Origin of the sequence: Brucella sp. RRSP16 (genome assembly GCF_052246815.1) — a bacterium.
Lineage (GTDB): Bacteria > Pseudomonadota > Alphaproteobacteria > Rhizobiales > Rhizobiaceae > Brucella > Brucella intermedia.
On sequence record NZ_JBQQAM010000002.1, the window covers coordinates 441449 to 457482 of the forward strand.

The window sequence follows — 16034 nt, forward strand, 5'->3', positions numbered from 1 at the left end:
TCCCGCAGATGAAACCGGAGGGAACATGCCAGCCTCGACGCCGAAGGGCAACACATCAGAACGCGCACCCACAGCCAGTGAGAAGGAAGCGCTAGACTTTCACGCGCAGGGTCGCCCGGGCAAGCTGGAGATCAACCCCACAAAGCCCATGACCACGCAGCGCGATCTGTCGCTCGCCTATTCTCCGGGCGTTGCCGTGCCGGTGAAGGCAATCGCCGAAGACGCCGCCCGCGCCTATGACTATACGGCGAAGGGCAATCTGGTCGCCGTCATTTCGAACGGCACCGCCATTCTGGGCCTCGGCAATCTGGGCGCGCTCGCATCCAAGCCCGTCATGGAAGGCAAGGCCGTGCTGTTCAAGCGCTTTGCCGACGTCGACTCCATCGATCTTGAAGTCGACACCACCGATATCGACGCTTTCATCAATGCGGTGCGCTATCTCGGCCCGTCCTTCGGCGGCATCAATCTGGAAGACATCAAGGCGCCCGACTGCTTCATCATCGAGAGCCGCCTGCGCGAATTGATGGACATTCCGGTTTTCCACGATGACCAGCATGGAACGGCCATCATCGCCGCCGCCGGCCTCATCAATGCGCTGCATCTGACGGGTCGCGACATGAAGACGACGAAGCTCGTCTGCAATGGCGCGGGATCAGCCGGCATCGCCTGTATAGAACTCATCAAGGCCATGGGCTTTGCTTCAGAAAACGTCATCTTGTGCGACACCAAGGGCGTCGTCTGGCAGGGTCGCGAAGAGGGCATGAACCAGTGGAAATCGGCGCATGCGGTAAAGACCGACAAGCGGTCGCTGGCGGATGCCATGAATGGCGCGGATGTGGTGTTCGGCCTTTCGGCCAAAGGCGCGTTTACGGAAGACATGGTGCGCTCCATGGCGCCGAACCCGATCATCTTCGCCATGGCCAATCCCGACCCGGAAGTGACGCCTGAAGAAGTGGCGCGCATCCGTGACGACGCCATCGTTGCGACTGGCCGTTCGGATTATCCGAACCAGGTCAACAACGTGCTCGGCTTCCCCTACATCTTCCGCGGCGCGCTCGACGTGCGCGCGACCACCATCAACGATGCGATGAAAATCGCCGCCGTCAACGCGCTGGCCGAACTTGCCCGTGAGGACGTGCCGGACGATGTTGTCGCGGCCTATCAGGGGAGCCGCCCGCGCTTCGGCCCGAACTACATCATCCCGGTCCCGTTCGATCCGCGCCTGCTTGCATCCGTCTCGGCCGCCGTCGCCAAGGCCGCGATGGAAACCGGCGTTGCCGGACGCGCCATTGCCGACATCGAAGGCTACAAGCGCGAACTGTCGGCCCGTCGCGATCCGATCGCCTCGACCCTTCGCGGTATCTATGAACGCGTGCGCCGCCAGCCGAAGCGCATCGTCTTTGCCGAAGGCGAGGAAGAACAGGTGATGCGTGCCGCCGTTTCCTACGTCAATCAGGGGCTCGGCACCGCTATTCTGGTGGGCCGCGAGGAACGGGTGCAGGATACGGCGAAGGCTGCCGGTCTCGACCTCGACCGTCCGGGTATCGAGATCATCAATGCGCGCCTGTCGAGCCGCAATGCTGCTTACGCCGACTATCTCTACGAGAAACTGCAGCGCAAGGGCTACCTGACGCGCGATTGCCACCGCCTCATCAATAATGACCGCAATCATTTTGCGGCATGCATGGTGGCGCTGGGCGATGCCGATGGCATGGTGACGGGCGTGACCCGCAATTATGCGACAGGTCTCGACGACGTGCGCCGCGTCATCGATTCCAAGCCGGGCCATCGCGTGGTTGGTGTTTCCATCGCGCTCTGCCGTGGGCGCACCGTGTTTATCGCCGATACCGCCGTCCATGAAATGCCGACCGCAGCCGAGCTTGCCGATATCGCAGTCGAAGCTGCGGGCATGGCGCGCCGCATGGGTTATGTACCGCGCGTGGCGCTCACCGCCTTCTCGACCTTCGGCCATATGGGCGGCGAACGTTCCGCCCGCATTCAGGAAGCCGTCCGCATTCTTGCAACGCGCCATGTGGATTTCGAATTCGACGGCGAAATGAGTGCCGATGTGGCGCTGAACCCCAAGCTGATGGAACAATATCCGTTCATCCGCCTGTCGGGTCCGGCCAATGTGATCGTCACACCCGACAATCACTCTGCGTCGATTGCCGCCGACATGCTGCAGGAACTGGGTGGCGCAACCATCATCGGCCCGCTGCTCGTCGGCCTCGACAAGCCTGCTCAGATCGTCACCATCGGTGCGAAGGATTCCGACATCGTCAACATGGCGGCAATCACCGCCTATAATGCGACGAACTGAAAGATCAGCGAATGGTAATACGAAGGCCGGGGTCTCCCCGGCCTTTGCTTTTGGATATTCATCATCCATAAAAGCGGCTATAGAGCGGTTCCGGTTAAAACGGAATCGTCGGAACCGCGCTAAGTATTTGTTTTGTCGCATTTGCCACACGCAAAACCGCTTCGCACTTTTGCTGGAAATGCTCTAGGATGGCCATCGTCCACTATCCTTTCCCCGCAAACCGGATCTACATGCCGCATGAGCGCACACGACCTTAAGCTGGAAGAGATCGTCAATCCCGAGACGCTGCGCCGCAAGCTCAACGAACTGGCGGATTCCACGGACGAAAACTACACCAGCCCTACCGTGCGCAAAGTGGTGCTTCAGGCCTTGAAGGACGCGCTGGTGCGCGGCCGCGCCAACGCGGAAGGCATGTTGATGAAGGACGGCGGCGGCACGCTCTGCGCCAAACGCCTTTCCTTTCTGATGGACACGCTGATCGAGGCGCTGTTCGAATTCGCCACCACCAAAGCCTATCCGATGATCAATCCGTCGAAGGCGGAAAATATGGCCATCGTCGCGGTGGGCGGCTACGGGCGCGGCGGGCTGGCGCCAGGGTCGGATATCGATCTTCTGTTTCTGCTGCCCTACAAGCAGACCCCGTGGGGCGAGCAGGTGGTCGAATACATGCTCTACATGCTGTGGGATATGGGACTGAAAGTCGGGCATTCCACGCGCAACATCGATGAGTGCATCCGTCTGGCGCGCGAGGACATGACGATCCGCACGGCAGTTCTCGATGCGCGGTTTCTCACCGGCAATCGTGAACTCTTCAAATCGCTTGTGGGCCGCTTCGACGAGGAAATCGTCAAGGATACGGGACCTGAATTCATTCAGGCCAAGCTTGCCGAGCGCGACCAGCGCCACCGCAAGGCAGGCGAAACCCGCTATCTGGTCGAGCCGAACGTCAAGGAAGGCAAGGGCGGGCAGCGCGACCTGCATACGTTGTTCTGGATCACCAAGTATTTTTACCGCGTCAAGACGAAGGAAGAGCTGGTCAAGCTCGGTGTTCTGTCGCGGGCCGAACTGAAACTGTTCAACAAGGCGGAAGATTTTCTCTGGGCGGTGCGGTGCCACATGCACTTCGCGACGCTTAAGGCAGAAGAGCGGCTTTCCTTCGACATCCAGCCGGAAATCGCCCAGCGCCTTGGCTATACGGCGCATCCCGGCCAGAACTATGTCGAACGGTTCATGAAGCATTACTTCCTCGTGGCGAAGGATGTGGGCGATCTCACCCGCATCATCAGCGCAGCGCTGGAGGAGCAGCAGGCCAAGCATGTGCCGGGCTTCAACCGCATCTTCCTCACCTTTTCACGGCGCAAGCGCAAGCTTTCCGCAGACGGCGATTTCGTTTCGGAAAATCACCGCATCAACATCGCGCGGCCCGATGTTTTCAAGGAAGACCCGGTCAATATCATCCGTCTCTTCCATCTGGCGGACAAGCACGGGCTGGAATTTCATCCAGAAGCGATGCAAAGCCTCACCCGCTCTTTGAAACTAATCAACGCCGATCTGCGCGAAAATCCCGAAGCCAACCGGCTTTTCCTCGAAGTCCTGACCTCGCCGCGCAATCCCGAACTCATTCTGCGCCGCATGAACGAATCCGGCGTACTCGGAAAGTTCATTCCGGACTTCGGCAAGATCGTCGCCATGATGCAGTTCAACATGTACCACCATTATACGGTGGACGAGCATCTGCTGCGCTGCATCGCCGTGCTGTCGGAAATCGAGCATGGCGAGCTTGAAAACGAACATCCGCTTTCAAACCACCTCATCACGACGGTGAAGCGCGACCGCAACCTGCTTTATGTGGCCCTGCTCTTGCACGACATCGCCAAGGGGAGACCGGAAGACCACTCGGTTGCCGGTGCGCGCATTGCCCGCAAGCTCGGTCCCCGCTTCGGTCTTAGTCCCGCCGAAACCGAAACCGTCGAATGGCTTGTGCGGGAACATCTGACCATGAGCATGGTGGCGCAATCGCGCGACCTTAATGATCGCAAGACCATCATCGACTTCGCCGATACAGTGCAGACGATGGAGCGGTTGAAACTTCTCCTGATCCTCACCGTCTGCGACATCAAGGCGGTCGGCCCCGGTGTATGGAACGGCTGGAAGGGCCAGCTTCTGCGCACGCTCTTCTACGAAACCGAGCTGGTCCTGACCGGCGGTTTCTCGGAACTGTCCCGCGCCGACCGTGACTATCAGGCGCGAGAGGCCCTGGCAGAACGGCTTTCCGACTGGCCCAAGGACAAGCGCGATGCCTATCTGGCCCTCCACTACACCAACTATTTCCTGACCGTCAGCCTCGAAGATCAGGTCCGGCACGCTCATTTCATCCGCGAAGCCGACCGCAACGAGCGGGCGCTGGCCACCATGGCGAAGCCACACACCTTCGAGGCCGTGACCGAAATCACGGTGCTGGCGCCCGACCATCCGCGCCTCCTGTCGATCATCACGGGCGCCTGCGCGGCGGCAGGGGCCAACATCGTCGACGCGCAGATTTTCACCACCGGCGACGGGCGGGCGCTCGATACCATTCTCATCAGCCGCGAATTCGACACCGACGACGACGAGCGCCGCCGTGCTGAACGCGTCGGCAAGGTTATCGAGGATGTCCTGTCCGGTAAGGCGCATTTGCCCGACGTTCTGGCCAAGCGTACCAAGCCGAAGAAGGCCGCCAAGGCTTTCAAGGTGGAGCCGCGTGTCGAGATCAACAACACGTTCTCCAACAAGTTCACCGTCATCGAGGTGGAAGGCCTGGACCGCCCCGGCCTGCTTTCGGAGTTGACCGGCCTTATTTCCGACCTTTCTTTGGATATTGCTTCTGCCCATATCACCACGTTTGGCGAGAAGGTGATTGACAGTTTTTACGTAACCGACCTAGTGGGCCACAAGATTTCAAATGCCACCCGTCAGGGCAATATCAGGCGCAAGCTGCTTGGTGTGCTGGGCGCGGAAAATGGCAGCAAGACAAACGGCCGCTCGTCGCAGGCCGCAGCATAGGTTTTTCAGTAAATGAGTTTGGTCAAAAAGTTCGCCACGGTCGCGTCCGGAACGCTGATGAGCCGGATTTTCGGCTTCACCCGCGAGATGTTCATGGCGGCGGCACTCGGCACAGGTCCGGTGGCCGACGCCTTCAATGCCGCTTTCCGTTTCCCGAACACCTTTCGACGACTTTTTGCCGAAGGCGCCTTCAACTCCGCTTTCGTGCCGCTTTTTGCCAAGGAAATCGAAAAGAACGGCATGGACGGCGCGCGTCGCTTTTCCGAAGAAGTGTTCGGCGTGCTCTTTACCGTGCTCCTGTTCCTGACCATCGTGATGGAACTTTCGATGCCCTTCATCGTGCGAACCGTGATCGCGCCGGGCTTCACGGACGATCCGGTGAAGTTCGAGAACACGGTGCACCTCGCCGTCATCATGTTCCCCTACCTTGCCTGCATGTCGCTTGCCGCGATGATGGGCGGGATGCTGAATTCGCTGCACCGTTATTTCGCGGCGGCAATAGCCCCGGTCTTTCTCAACATCATCCTGATCGGCGTCCTGGCCGTGGCCTGGTGGCGCGGCTATGATGCGCTGGCCGTGGGATATGGCCTTTCCTGGGGCGTCATGGCTGCGGGTCTGGTGCAGCTTGCCATTGTCTGGATTGCCGTGCGCAATGCAGGCATCAAGATCGGTTTCCGCCGCCCGCGCCTCACGCCCAATGTCAGGCGGCTTCTGGTGCTGGCGCTTCCTGCCGCCATTACCGGCGGCATCACGCAGATCAACCTACTCATCAACACCAATATCGCGTCGGGCATGGAAGGCGCGGTTTCCTCGCTCGTTTATGCGGACCGCATCTATCAGCTTCCACTCGGTGTCGTCGGCATCGCGGTCGCGACCGTGCTTCTGCCGGAACTGTCACGCGCATTGCGTGGCGGTCACATGAAGGAAGCGTCGAACCTGCAAAACCGTTCGGTCGAGTTCACCTTGTTCCTCACGCTGCCAGCCGCAGCCGCTCTCCTCGTCATGTCGGAGCCAATCGTGCGGCTTTTGTTCGAACGCGGCAAGTTCAGCCCGGATTCCACGCTCGTCGTCTCCAATATTCTGGCAATCTATGGCCTAGGCCTGCCGGCTTTCGTGCTGATAAAGGCGTTCATTCCGGGCTTCTTTGCCCGCGAGGATACCCGCACGCCGATGATTTTCGCTGCCATTTCGGTCGCGGTGAATGTCTCGCTTGCCATCTCGCTTTTCCCGCATTTCGGGCCGACGGGCATCGCCACCGCCGAAATCGTCGCGGGGTGGGTCAATGCTGTGCTGCTTTTTGCGACACTGGTGAAGCGGGGCCATTGGGGGCAGGATATTCCACTCCTCACCCGCATCCCGCGTCTTCTCGTGGCTGCCGCGATCATGGCTGTCGGCATCCATTTTGCCATCGGCTACTTCGCCCACGAGCTTTCCTCGGCTGCGCCGCTTGTTGTACGGGCGGGAACCGTGACCGCAATCGTCGTTGCCGCAATGGTCGTTTATTTTGGCTTTGCCTTTGGTCTCGGCGGCGCCAATACCGGGATGATCCGCCGCAACATCAAGCGCGGTGCGGCGAAGAAAGCGCCTGAAAGCGAGCAATAATTCGCGCTTGAAAGGCGACTGCGTCTCTGCGAAAAGACCAGCATTCAAAATCCCCGCTCTCCACCGGCGGGGCTAACTTTTTTAGGAAACGATCATGAGCACGTTCAAACCGCTTGTTTTCTCCGGCGCCCAACCGACCGGAAATCTTCACCTCGGCAATTATCTCGGGGCAATCAAGCGGTGGGTAGACATGCAGGACACCAACGACTGCATTTATTGCGTCGTTGATATGCATGCGCTGACCATTTCACCCGATCCAGCCGAGTTGACGAACTCGACCCGGGAAGTGACCGCTGCCTATCTCGCCGCTGGCGTCGATCCGAAGAAGAGCATCGTCTTCAACCAGAGCCGCGTCATGCAGCATGCGGAGCTGGCATGGGTGTTCAACTGCGTCGCGCGCATCGGCTGGATGAGCCGCATGACCCAGTTCAAGGACAAGGCAGGCAAGGACCGCGAAAACGCTTCGCTCGGGCTGTTCGCCTATCCGAGCCTTATGGCCGCCGACATCCTGCTTTACCGCGCCACTGCCGTCCCTGTTGGCGAGGACCAGAAGCAGCATCTGGAACTGACCCGCGATATCGCGCAGAAGTTCAACAACGACTATTCCGACCGTATCGCCTCGCTTGGGGTCGGTGTGGATATGAAGGTCGGTGACGAGCAGGTCTCTGGCTTCTTCCCGCTCACCGAGCCGGTTATTTCCGGCCCGGCCATGCGGATCATGTCGCTGCGCGACGGCACCAAGAAGATGTCGAAGTCCGATCCGTCGGATCTGTCGCGCATCAACCTGATCGACGACGAAGAGACCATCACCAAAAAGATCCGCAAGGCAAAGACCGACTCGGATGGCCTGCCGACGGAACTCGACGGCCTCGCCGGACGTCCGGAAGCGGATAACCTGGTTGGCATCTATGCAGCACTTTCCGCTCGATCGAAGGAAGACGTGCTCAACGAATTCGGCGGACGCCAGTTCTCCGAATTCAAGGCATCGCTTGCCGATCTGGCGGTCGCGAAACTTTCGCCGATCACCCATGAGATGCGTCGGCTGGTGGCTGATCCGGCCTACATCGACAGCGTTCTGCGCGATGGAGGCGAACGGGCCGGCGTGATAGCCGAACAGACCATGCGTCATGTCCGCGACATTGTCGGCTGGCTGCAGAACTAAATTCCGATTGACCAGCGGGCGGCAGCTTTTTTGCTGCCGTCCTCCCCGTTCGAAGATCGACTTTCGATCCTCAAGCTCCTGCAAATGTCAGCTTGCAGATGGCCGGTCCCGATGGCAAATTGCGGCCATGGTATCAAAACGACTTAGCCGGGAAGCCGGTCACCGCCGCAAGTTTCTTGCCGTCATCGACGAGACGCCCGAGTGCGGGCGCGCCGTTGCCTATGCCGCTCGCCGTGCAAAAAACACGGGCGGCTCGCTCATCCTGCTTTTCGTGATCGATGACTCCGATTTCCAGCAAATTCTGGGCGTCGGAGAAATCATGCGCGCAGAAGCACAGGATCGCGCGCAGGCGGCGCTGGAAAAATTCGCGGCAACCGTGCGCACGGATCAAGGGATCGAGCCGGAAATCAGCATTCGCGAGGGCGAAACCGCCGCAGAGCTGATCAGCCTCATCGAGGAAGATCAGGATATCGCCATTCTGGTTCTGGCTGCCGGTTCGGGCAAGGAAGGCCCCGGCCCCCTGGTGCAATCGCTTGCCAGCCGCTCGCAGTTCCCGATCCCGGTCACGGTCATTCCGGCAGGTATGAGCGACGACGACATTGATGCGGTGACGTGATCACCCTATATTGATGGCAACTGATATGCGCAGCATCGGGACAGCACTTGCGTCCATATGGATCTGCGCTTACGAGAATCGTTCCAAAATCTGAAAGCGGGACAACTGGCATGTTCATCCAGACTGAAACCACGCCCAACCCGGCGACCCTGAAGTTTCTTCCCGGCAAGGTCGTCATGCCGGAAGGCACCGCCGATTTCCGCGACCCTTCCACCGCCGGCAACACGTCGCCGCTCGCAGCCAAGCTTTTTTCGGTTCCGGGCGTAACCGGTGTTTTCTTCGGCTATGATTTCATCACCGTGACGAAGGAAGACGGCGAGTGGCAGCACTTGAAGCCTGCCATTCTCGGCACGATCATGGAACATTTCATGTCCGGCGCGCCTGCAATGGCAGGTAACAGCAATGCGGATGCCGCCGCTGCCCATGGCGATGAAGAATTCTTCGATGAAGCCGATGCGGAAACCGTCGAAATCATCAAGGAACTGATCGAAACCCGCGTTCGTCCAGCCGTTGCGCAGGACGGCGGCGATATCACGTTCCGTGGCTTTGAAAACGGCACCGTATTCCTGAACATGAAGGGCGCCTGCTCGGGCTGCCCGTCATCGACGGCAACGCTGAAGCACGGCATTCAAAACCTCCTGCGCCATTTCGTGCCGGAAGTGCAGCAGGTCGAACAGATTTGATCTGTTTGAAATTGCAAATGAAAAAGGCCGCGTGAAGCGGCCTTTTTCATATCCGGATGGCCCGGCTTATTGCTTTACGATGACCTTCGCGCCCTGTTCGGTGCGGTCGTAAAGATCCATGATATCCTGATTCATGAGACGGATGCAGCCGGAAGACATTGCCTTGCCGATGGACCACCATTCCGGCGTTCCGTGAAGACGATAGCCCGTGTCACCACCCTTGTTGTAAAGATAAAGGGCGCGCGCGCCAAGCGGATTACGCAGGCCGGGGTCCATGCCATTGCGATATTTTGCAAGTTCCGGCTGGCGCTTGATCATGGCGGAAGGCGGTGTCCAGGTCGGCCATTCGCGCTTCATGGCGACCCGCGCCGTGCCCGACCATTCAAAACCTTCACGCCCGACGCCAATGCCATAGCGCATGGCCTTGCCTTCCGGCATGATGAGGTAAAGGAATTTTTCCCGCGTATCGACGATGATCGTGCCCGGCTTTTCGTCCGTCGGATATTTGACGATCTGGCGACGATATTGCGGTTGAATCTTTTCACTCGGGATCGCCGGGACGACATAGCCGGCATCAGTGACCGAGGAATAGGAAGCGGTATAAAAGGTGCCGCCTACGGTCGAGCAGCCAGCCAACACACTGCCCAGAAAGAGAGCCGCCGTCAGATTTAGGACGCGAGAATTCATGCATTCCCCCAGATTGGTTCATTCCGTCAATAGGACCGCGATGGGCCGGAGATAGATGCGAATCGTTCGTTGTCGTTGAAGATGGGGCAGTATTGTTAACCAGACGTTAACCGTAAATTGAAAATTCCTTGATTAAGACATTTTTTGGCCATGTTTTGCCCAGCCGCCGCAGTTTTCGCCCGGCATGCGGCTCATTTCCGATTGTTTCGCTCTCAAACCGGGCACAAAATGCGCCCATGCCCATTGTGATTCCCAACCAGACCCATCCACTTTCCGACGGCAGGCAGTCCGAGAACGCCATGCTTGTGCGGCGTGGCGTCCAGCGCCTTTTTCTGGAAATGGGACTTGCCACTTTGCCCGAACTGCCGCTGGCGTCGGGCCGGCGCGCGATCTGATTGCGCTCAGCCGCAAAGGTGAAATCTGGATCGTGGAGATCAAATCGTCCATCGAGGACTGGAAGACAGATCGCAAATGGCCGGAATATCGCGCCTATTGCGACCGACTGTTCTTCGCCACCCACCCGGCAGTGCCGAGCGAAATCTTTCCGCAGGAATGCGGCTTCATTCTCTCTGATGGCTATGGAGCGGAAATTATGCGCGATGCCCCAGAGCACAAATTGCCCGGTGCGACGCGAAAAGCGCTGATGCTTCGCTTTGCGCGGGCGGGCGCCGCCCGCCTGACGATCGCCGAACTGGCCGGTCTCGACGTACCCGAGACGGAAATCGATTGATCTGGCAGCCGGAATTAGAGCGCGTTTCGATCTGATTAAATCAAATCGGCGCTCCAGGTTCTTCTATTTTATGCTCTAACGCGGTGCGCGCTTGGCCAGAATGCGCTGCAAAGTGCGGCGGTGCATGTTGAGACGACGTGCGGTTTCGGAGACATTGCGCTCGCACATTTCGTAAACCCGCTGGATGTGCTCCCAGCGAACCCGGTCGGCGGACATGGGATTTTCCGGCGGCGCAACCTTTTCACCCGGACGGCGGGTCAATGCTGCAAAGACCTCATCGGCATCGGCGGGCTTCGACAGATAGTCGATGGCGCCAAGCTTAACGGCATTCACAGCGGTTGCGATATTTCCGTAGCCGGTAAGAACGATAGCGCGCGTGTCAGCGCGGCGCGAGCGAATCGCCTCGATGATGTCGAGACCATTGCCATCGCCGAGCCGCATGTCCACGACCGCATAGGCCGGTGCAGCTGCCTTGGCGGCGGCGATGCCTTCCTCAACCGATTCCGCAGTCGTCACCTGGAAACCCCGGCTCTCCATGGCGCGGGCAAGGCGCTGCAAGAAGGGCTTGTCGTCATCAACCAGAAGGAGGGTCGGATCGTTGCCTATGGCTTCGGTGTCTTCCTGCTTCAAGTCGTCCATCGGGTGCTTCCTGCCTGTATTTTTCTTTCCTTATTGATACCCCTGCGTCAAAAAGTCAAATAGCCACTGAATTGTTGAAGCAATTTCAGCAGGAGGCCCCCCACTGGGACAATGCAAGCCCTTGTATTCAAATGCTATTTTGAAATGCGGACACGAGGATTTGATAGGTACGTGCCCGTAAGCGTCCTTCAGACGGACGTAAATGCGGAACGCGGCCAGACCACCTTTACCTCCGCGCCCTGCCCCGGATTGTTGCGATTGCGGAAGGTGATGTGCGCGCCCGAGCGTTCCAGCAGGGTTTTGGCGATGAAGAGGCCGAGGCCCAAACCGCCGCCATTTCGGGTATTGTCGCGGCTTGTCATATAGGGCTCGCCGATCCGGTCGAGGATTTCCGGTTTGAACCCCTCGCCGTCATCCTGGATGGTTACGCTCACATTGCCGTCAGTCCAGCCCCAGGTGACATTGACTGTCCCGCGCGCAAAATCGACGGCATTCTCCACCAGGTTGCCCAGGCCATAAAGCAGCCCGGGGTTGCGGCGGGTAACGGGTTCCGGCTTCGGACCTTCCATCTTTTGCACGTCGATGGTGATACCGAAGTTGCGGTGCGGCGCGATGACCTCCTCGATGAGCGATGAGAGGGGAAGGCGCGACATGTGTTCCTCGCCTTCGGAGGAAAGACTGGTCAGGCGCCTGAGAATTTCCCGGCATCGCTGGGTCTGCGAATGCAGCAAGGCGATATCTTCGGCAAGGCCCGGATCGGTGGTGTGGGCGCGCTGCATTTCCTTCACCACCAATGCAATGGTTGCAAGCGGCGTGCCCAGTTCATGGGCCGCTGCAGCAGCCAGCCCATCCAGCGCCGACAGATGCTGTTCGCGCTGGAGAATAAGTTCGGCGGCGCTCAATGCGTCGCCCAGCTGGCGCGCTTCCTCGGCGATGCGATAGGCATAGACCGCGGTGAACCCGAGCGCCGAAATGATCGCGCACCAGATGCCGATCACGAACAGGAACGGCAGGTTCAGCGTTTCGCCCGGATACCAGGGCAGCGGTTCGTGCCTGATGGTGAGCACCGATGTACAGGCAACCACCAGCAAGCCAAGCACGAGCGTGTGGCGGGCAGAAAGCGATGTCGCCGAGATGATGACGGGCACGATCATCAGGATGACGAACGGATTTTGCAGGCCGCCGGTAAGATAGAGAAGGCCTGCCAGTTGCAGAATGTCGAATGCCAGAACCAGACTTGCCGCCGCCGGATTGAGCCGATGGTTGGTCGGAAAACGGAAGGCAAGATAAAGGTTGAGCCAGGCCGAACAGGCGATCAGCGCAAAACAGATGCCGACTGCAAACGCAAATTGCAGATAAAGCGCCACGAACATGACTGCGGCGGTCTGTCCCGCAATTGCCAGCCAGCGAACGCGGACCAACGTGGTGAGGCGCGGGCGGCGCGAAAGATTGGAAGCGCGATTCTCGAATTCTGCGTGCATGGGGTCCCTCGTCAGGCCCTTATGAGGCAAGCCCGGACCAGAAAGCAAGCGAAACTGCGTTATCCGGTCGCAGGCCGGATTCAGGTTCCGCGCGGCTTGGCGCGACGGGTCGCTTCCGCATTGGCAGGGTCTTCCGGCCAGACATGTTTCGGATAACGCCCGCGCATGTCGGAGCGCACATCCGCCCATGAACCCTTCCAGAAGCCAGGAAGATCACGGGTGATCTGGATCGGGCGGTGAGCCGGAGAAAGCAGTTCAAGCAGGAGCGGAACCTTGCCGTTGGCGATGGCCGGATGCACGCCAAGACCGAACAGTTCCTGCACGCGGACCGCTATGACAGGCTCCTCCGCATCGTAGCGGATCGGAATATTCGATCCGGTCGGCACTTCGAAATGCGTCGGCGCAAGCTGCTCCACGCTGCGCTGCAAATCGAATGGCACGAGGCTCATCAGGCCGTTTTTCAGCACATGCCCCGGAATGCGGTCGAGCTGTGCTTCACCTGTCAGGAAAGGCAGCAGCCAGTCTTCCAGCCTTTCGACAAGATGTTCATCATCCATGGCCGGCCACGGATCGCCGAGACCACGGTGAAGCCAGCCAAGCCGTCGGCGCAGAATGTCGGCCTCCTTGCTCCACGGCAGGATATCGAGGCCTTGTTCACGCACGGCGGCAATAACGCCTTCGTCGGCGGTACTTCCTGAAGGAGCGGCAAGCGGCTTCTCGGAAAGAGCGATAGCGCCGATACGCACGGCTTCGCGCGCCCGCAAGGCATTCTTTTCCGGGTCGTAGACAACTTGTCGTCCACTCTCGATTTTGCCGCCCAAGGCAGCGCGGATTTCTGTTTCGCTGACTTCCGCGGCAGAAAGGACACGCGCCCGGCCTGCCTTGCCCGACATATCGGCAACCACCAGCCACGGCGCGCGGCTAAGGCTGATGGCGGGATCAACCTCTCCGCCGCGTCCATTGGCGAGCAGGAATTGCCCCGCCGCCCCACGCGCCTTCGCGATGCGATCAGGATAAGCATCGATGAGCATTCGCCCAATGCTTGAACCTGCGGCTTCGCCGTTGTTTGGGACATTCGCGGCGAGCCGCCTTGCCAGTCCTTTTGCACGCTGCGCCCGGTCCGAGCGGTCATTGCGAAAACGCGACATGCGGGTGTCCAGGTCGGTTTCATTGCCGCCAAGACCGCGTTCGGTCAAAAGTACGGCAAGTTCAGCCGCCTTTTGCGCCTCGCCCCGCTTGGCCGCCTCCGCAACCATATGCGCCAGACGCGCGGGCAGAGCTAAGGAACGCATTGCTTCGCCATCCGGCGTCAAGCGCCCCGCTTCATCCAGCGCGCCCAGCCGCAACAGCAGAACCTTAGCCTCTTTCAGCGCGGGCCCCGGCGGAACATCGAGAAAACTGAGCGTCGCCGGATCGGTCACACCCCATGCAGCCGCATCGAGCACCAGTCCGGACAAATCAGCTTCCAGGATTTCCGGCGGAGAGAAAGGGGGGAGCGCTGCCGTCTGTCCCTGATGCCAGAGACGGATGGCGATGCCGGGTTCGGTACGCCCGGCGCGCCCTGCCCGCTGATCGGCGCTTGCGCGAGACGTGCGCACTGTTTCAAGGCGCGTCAGTCCCGTGGCCGGTTCATATTTCGGCAGGCGGGCAAGGCCGCTATCGATCACCACACGCACCCCATCGATCGTGATGGAAGTTTCGGCAATAGAAGTCGCCAGAACGACCTTGCGATGACCAGCCGGTGCAGGTTTGATCGCCGCATCCTGTGCTCCGCCTTCCATGGCGCCATAAAGCGGCGCAAGCAGCACGTTGGCCGGAAGCCGATCGTCCAGAAGCCGTGCGGTGCGTTCAATCTCGCCCTGCCCCGGCAGGAAAGCCAGAATGCTGCCTGTCTCTTCGGCCAGCGCATCGCGGATCGCCCGCGCCATTACGTCTTCGATCCGTTCATCGGCCTTGCGGTCGCGATAGCGGATATCGACGGGAAAAGCGCGGCCTTCGCTCTCGATCACCGGTGCATCGCCAAGAAGCGATGCCACACGAGCGCCATCGAGCGTCGCCGACATGACGAGGATTTTGAGATCGTCGCGAAGCGCCGCCTGCACATCGAGCGCCAGCGCCAGACCAAAATCCGCATCGAGGCTGCGCTCGTGGAATTCATCAAACAGAACCGCTGCAACGCCCGTCAAATCCGGATCATCAAGAATCATGCGGGCGAAGACGCCCTCGGTGACGACGAGAATTCTGGTTTTGTCCGACACCTTGCTTTCAAGGCGCATCCGGTAGCCAACGGTTTCGCCCGGCTCCTCGCCGAGAAGCTGCGCCATGCGGCGCGCGGCGGCGCGTGCCGCGAGACGGCGCGGCTCAAGCAGCACGATCATGCCGTCCTTGCGCCAGGCGGCATTCAGCATATGAACCGGCACCAGTGTCGTCTTGCCCGCACCGGGCGGCGCGACAAGGACTGCACTCGCATGATGCGCCAATGCCTCATCCAGTCGAGGCAGAATCTGTGTCACAGGAAGATCGGGCAGGCTCGTCAAATTAGTTTCCGTCAGATAAGGCTTTCGCTTTCGTGCTTATCACACAAGGAGCGCACATGATCCATATTCGAAAATCGAGCAGGAGCGACGCGCCTGCGCTGACCGAAATCTGGCGCGCCAGCGTGCTCGCCACGCATGACTTCCTTAGCCGTGATGATTTCCTGGAAATCGAAAAGCTCGTGGCCGAGCAATATCTGCCGAATGTCGAAGTCTGGCTTGTTGAAGATGCCGGCAAGCCGGTCGGCTTCATGGGCATGAGCGATCATCATATCGACAGCCTGTTCATCGCCCCCGACCAGCGCGGCAAAGGCATCGGCAAACTTATGATCGCCCATGCAAAAGCTGTCGGCAATCCTTTGACCGTCGATGTGAACGAGCAGAACCTGCAAGGCGTCGGCTTTTACCGGCATATGGGATTTGTCGAAACCGGGCGTTCCGAAACAGACGATCAGGGACGCCCCTATCCGCTTCTGCACCTGCGGCTGGCGAACAGTGATTGACGTACTCCCCCGGAGTATATAGATTTCGTTGAAAT

The 16034-nt window shown here is 59.6% G+C and carries 11 protein-coding genes and 1 pseudogene; 8 read left to right on the forward strand and 4 right to left on the reverse strand.

Annotated elements, in window-relative coordinates:
* The first annotated feature begins 25 nt into the window (after nt 1–25).
* The 6 genes from ACS5UA_RS05285 (at nt 26) to ACS5UA_RS05310 (ending at nt 9425) form a co-directional block, all read left to right on the forward strand.
* The gene (locus tag ACS5UA_RS05285) at nt 26–2320 is read left to right on the forward strand and encodes an NADP-dependent malic enzyme (protein WP_006470910.1); all 2295 of its coding nucleotides are present in this window, start codon (nt 26–28) and stop codon (nt 2318–2320) included.
* A 237-nt stretch (nt 2321–2557) separates the two neighbouring features.
* Nucleotides 2558–5362 carry a [protein-PII] uridylyltransferase gene (locus ACS5UA_RS05290; protein WP_021586387.1) on the forward strand — a complete coding sequence of 935 codons (2805 nt, stop codon included), beginning with the start codon at nt 2558–2560 and terminating at the stop codon, nt 5360–5362.
* Between the two features lie 12 nt (nt 5363–5374).
* Complete coding sequence (gene murJ / locus ACS5UA_RS05295) at nt 5375–6964, forward strand: murein biosynthesis integral membrane protein MurJ (protein ID WP_021586388.1); 1590 nt, start codon at nt 5375–5377, stop codon at nt 6962–6964.
* Between the two features lie 94 nt (nt 6965–7058).
* A complete protein-coding gene (trpS, locus tag ACS5UA_RS05300) occupies nt 7059–8126 on the forward strand; it encodes a tryptophan--tRNA ligase (RefSeq protein WP_121994763.1) in 1068 nt (355 codons plus the stop codon).
* 127 nt (nt 8127–8253) lie between these two features.
* Nucleotides 8254–8742, forward strand: a complete 489-nt coding sequence (locus ACS5UA_RS05305; protein WP_006470912.1) for a universal stress protein — start codon at nt 8254–8256, stop codon at nt 8740–8742.
* A 110-nt stretch (nt 8743–8852) separates the two neighbouring features.
* Nucleotides 8853–9425: a NifU family protein gene (locus ACS5UA_RS05310; RefSeq protein WP_063619955.1), complete on the forward strand. Its 573-nt coding sequence runs from the start codon at nt 8853–8855 to the stop codon at nt 9423–9425.
* Nucleotides 9426–9491: 66 nt separating this feature from the next.
* On the opposite strand, the gene ACS5UA_RS05315 is transcribed toward ACS5UA_RS05310, so the two are convergent.
* Nucleotides 9492–10112, reverse strand: coding sequence for a L,D-transpeptidase (locus ACS5UA_RS05315; protein ID WP_006465868.1), 621 nt, complete (start codon nt 10110–10112; stop codon nt 9492–9494).
* A 236-nt stretch (nt 10113–10348) separates the two neighbouring features.
* On the opposite strand from ACS5UA_RS05315, the pseudogene ACS5UA_RS05320 reads away from it, so the two are divergent.
* Nucleotides 10349–10842, forward strand: a pseudogene (locus ACS5UA_RS05320) (MmcB family DNA repair protein).
* Nucleotides 10843–10917: 75 nt separating this feature from the next.
* Here the strand turns inward: ACS5UA_RS05320 and regA are convergent.
* From regA to hrpB, 3 genes are all read right to left on the reverse strand, one after another.
* On the reverse strand, nt 10918–11481 hold the full coding sequence (gene regA, locus ACS5UA_RS05325) for a global response regulator transcription factor RegA (RefSeq protein ID WP_006465866.1): 564 nt from the start codon (nt 11479–11481) through the stop codon (nt 10918–10920).
* 188 nt (nt 11482–11669) lie between these two features.
* Complete coding sequence (locus ACS5UA_RS05330) at nt 11670–12962, reverse strand: ActS/PrrB/RegB family redox-sensitive histidine kinase (protein WP_006470914.1); 1293 nt, start codon at nt 12960–12962, stop codon at nt 11670–11672.
* Between the two features lie 80 nt (nt 12963–13042).
* Complete coding sequence (gene hrpB / locus ACS5UA_RS05335; protein WP_262074637.1) at nt 13043–15499, reverse strand: ATP-dependent helicase HrpB; 2457 nt, start codon at nt 15497–15499, stop codon at nt 13043–13045.
* Nucleotides 15500–15555: 56 nt separating this feature from the next.
* On the opposite strand from hrpB, the gene ACS5UA_RS05340 reads away from it, so the two are divergent.
* Nucleotides 15556–15999: an acetyltransferase gene (locus tag ACS5UA_RS05340; RefSeq protein ID WP_443101213.1), complete on the forward strand. Its 444-nt coding sequence runs from the start codon at nt 15556–15558 to the stop codon at nt 15997–15999.
* The last annotated feature ends 35 nt before the right edge of the window (nt 16000–16034 follow it).

Excerpts from the sequence above, each read along its gene's own strand:
- ACS5UA_RS05285 (WP_006470910.1), top strand. The coding sequence starts at position 26 with ATGCCAGCCTCGACGCCGAAGGGCAACACATCAGAACGCGCACCCACA.
- ACS5UA_RS05290 (WP_021586387.1), top strand. The coding sequence starts at position 2,558 with ATGAGCGCACACGACCTTAAGCTGGAAGAGATCGTCAATCCCGAGACG.
- murJ (WP_021586388.1), top strand. The coding sequence starts at position 5,375 with ATGAGTTTGGTCAAAAAGTTCGCCACGGTCGCGTCCGGAACGCTGATG.
- trpS (WP_121994763.1), top strand. The coding sequence starts at position 7,059 with ATGAGCACGTTCAAACCGCTTGTTTTCTCCGGCGCCCAACCGACCGGA.
- ACS5UA_RS05305 (WP_006470912.1), top strand. The coding sequence starts at position 8,254 with ATGGTATCAAAACGACTTAGCCGGGAAGCCGGTCACCGCCGCAAGTTT.
- ACS5UA_RS05310 (WP_063619955.1), top strand. The coding sequence starts at position 8,853 with ATGTTCATCCAGACTGAAACCACGCCCAACCCGGCGACCCTGAAGTTT.
- ACS5UA_RS05315 (WP_006465868.1), bottom strand. The coding sequence starts at position 10,112 with ATGAATTCTCGCGTCCTAAATCTGACGGCGGCTCTCTTTCTGGGCAGT.
- regA (WP_006465866.1), bottom strand. The coding sequence starts at position 11,481 with ATGGACGACTTGAAGCAGGAAGACACCGAAGCCATAGGCAACGATCCG.
- ACS5UA_RS05330 (WP_006470914.1), bottom strand. The coding sequence starts at position 12,962 with ATGCACGCAGAATTCGAGAATCGCGCTTCCAATCTTTCGCGCCGCCCG.
- ACS5UA_RS05340 (WP_443101213.1), top strand. The coding sequence starts at position 15,556 with ATGATCCATATTCGAAAATCGAGCAGGAGCGACGCGCCTGCGCTGACC.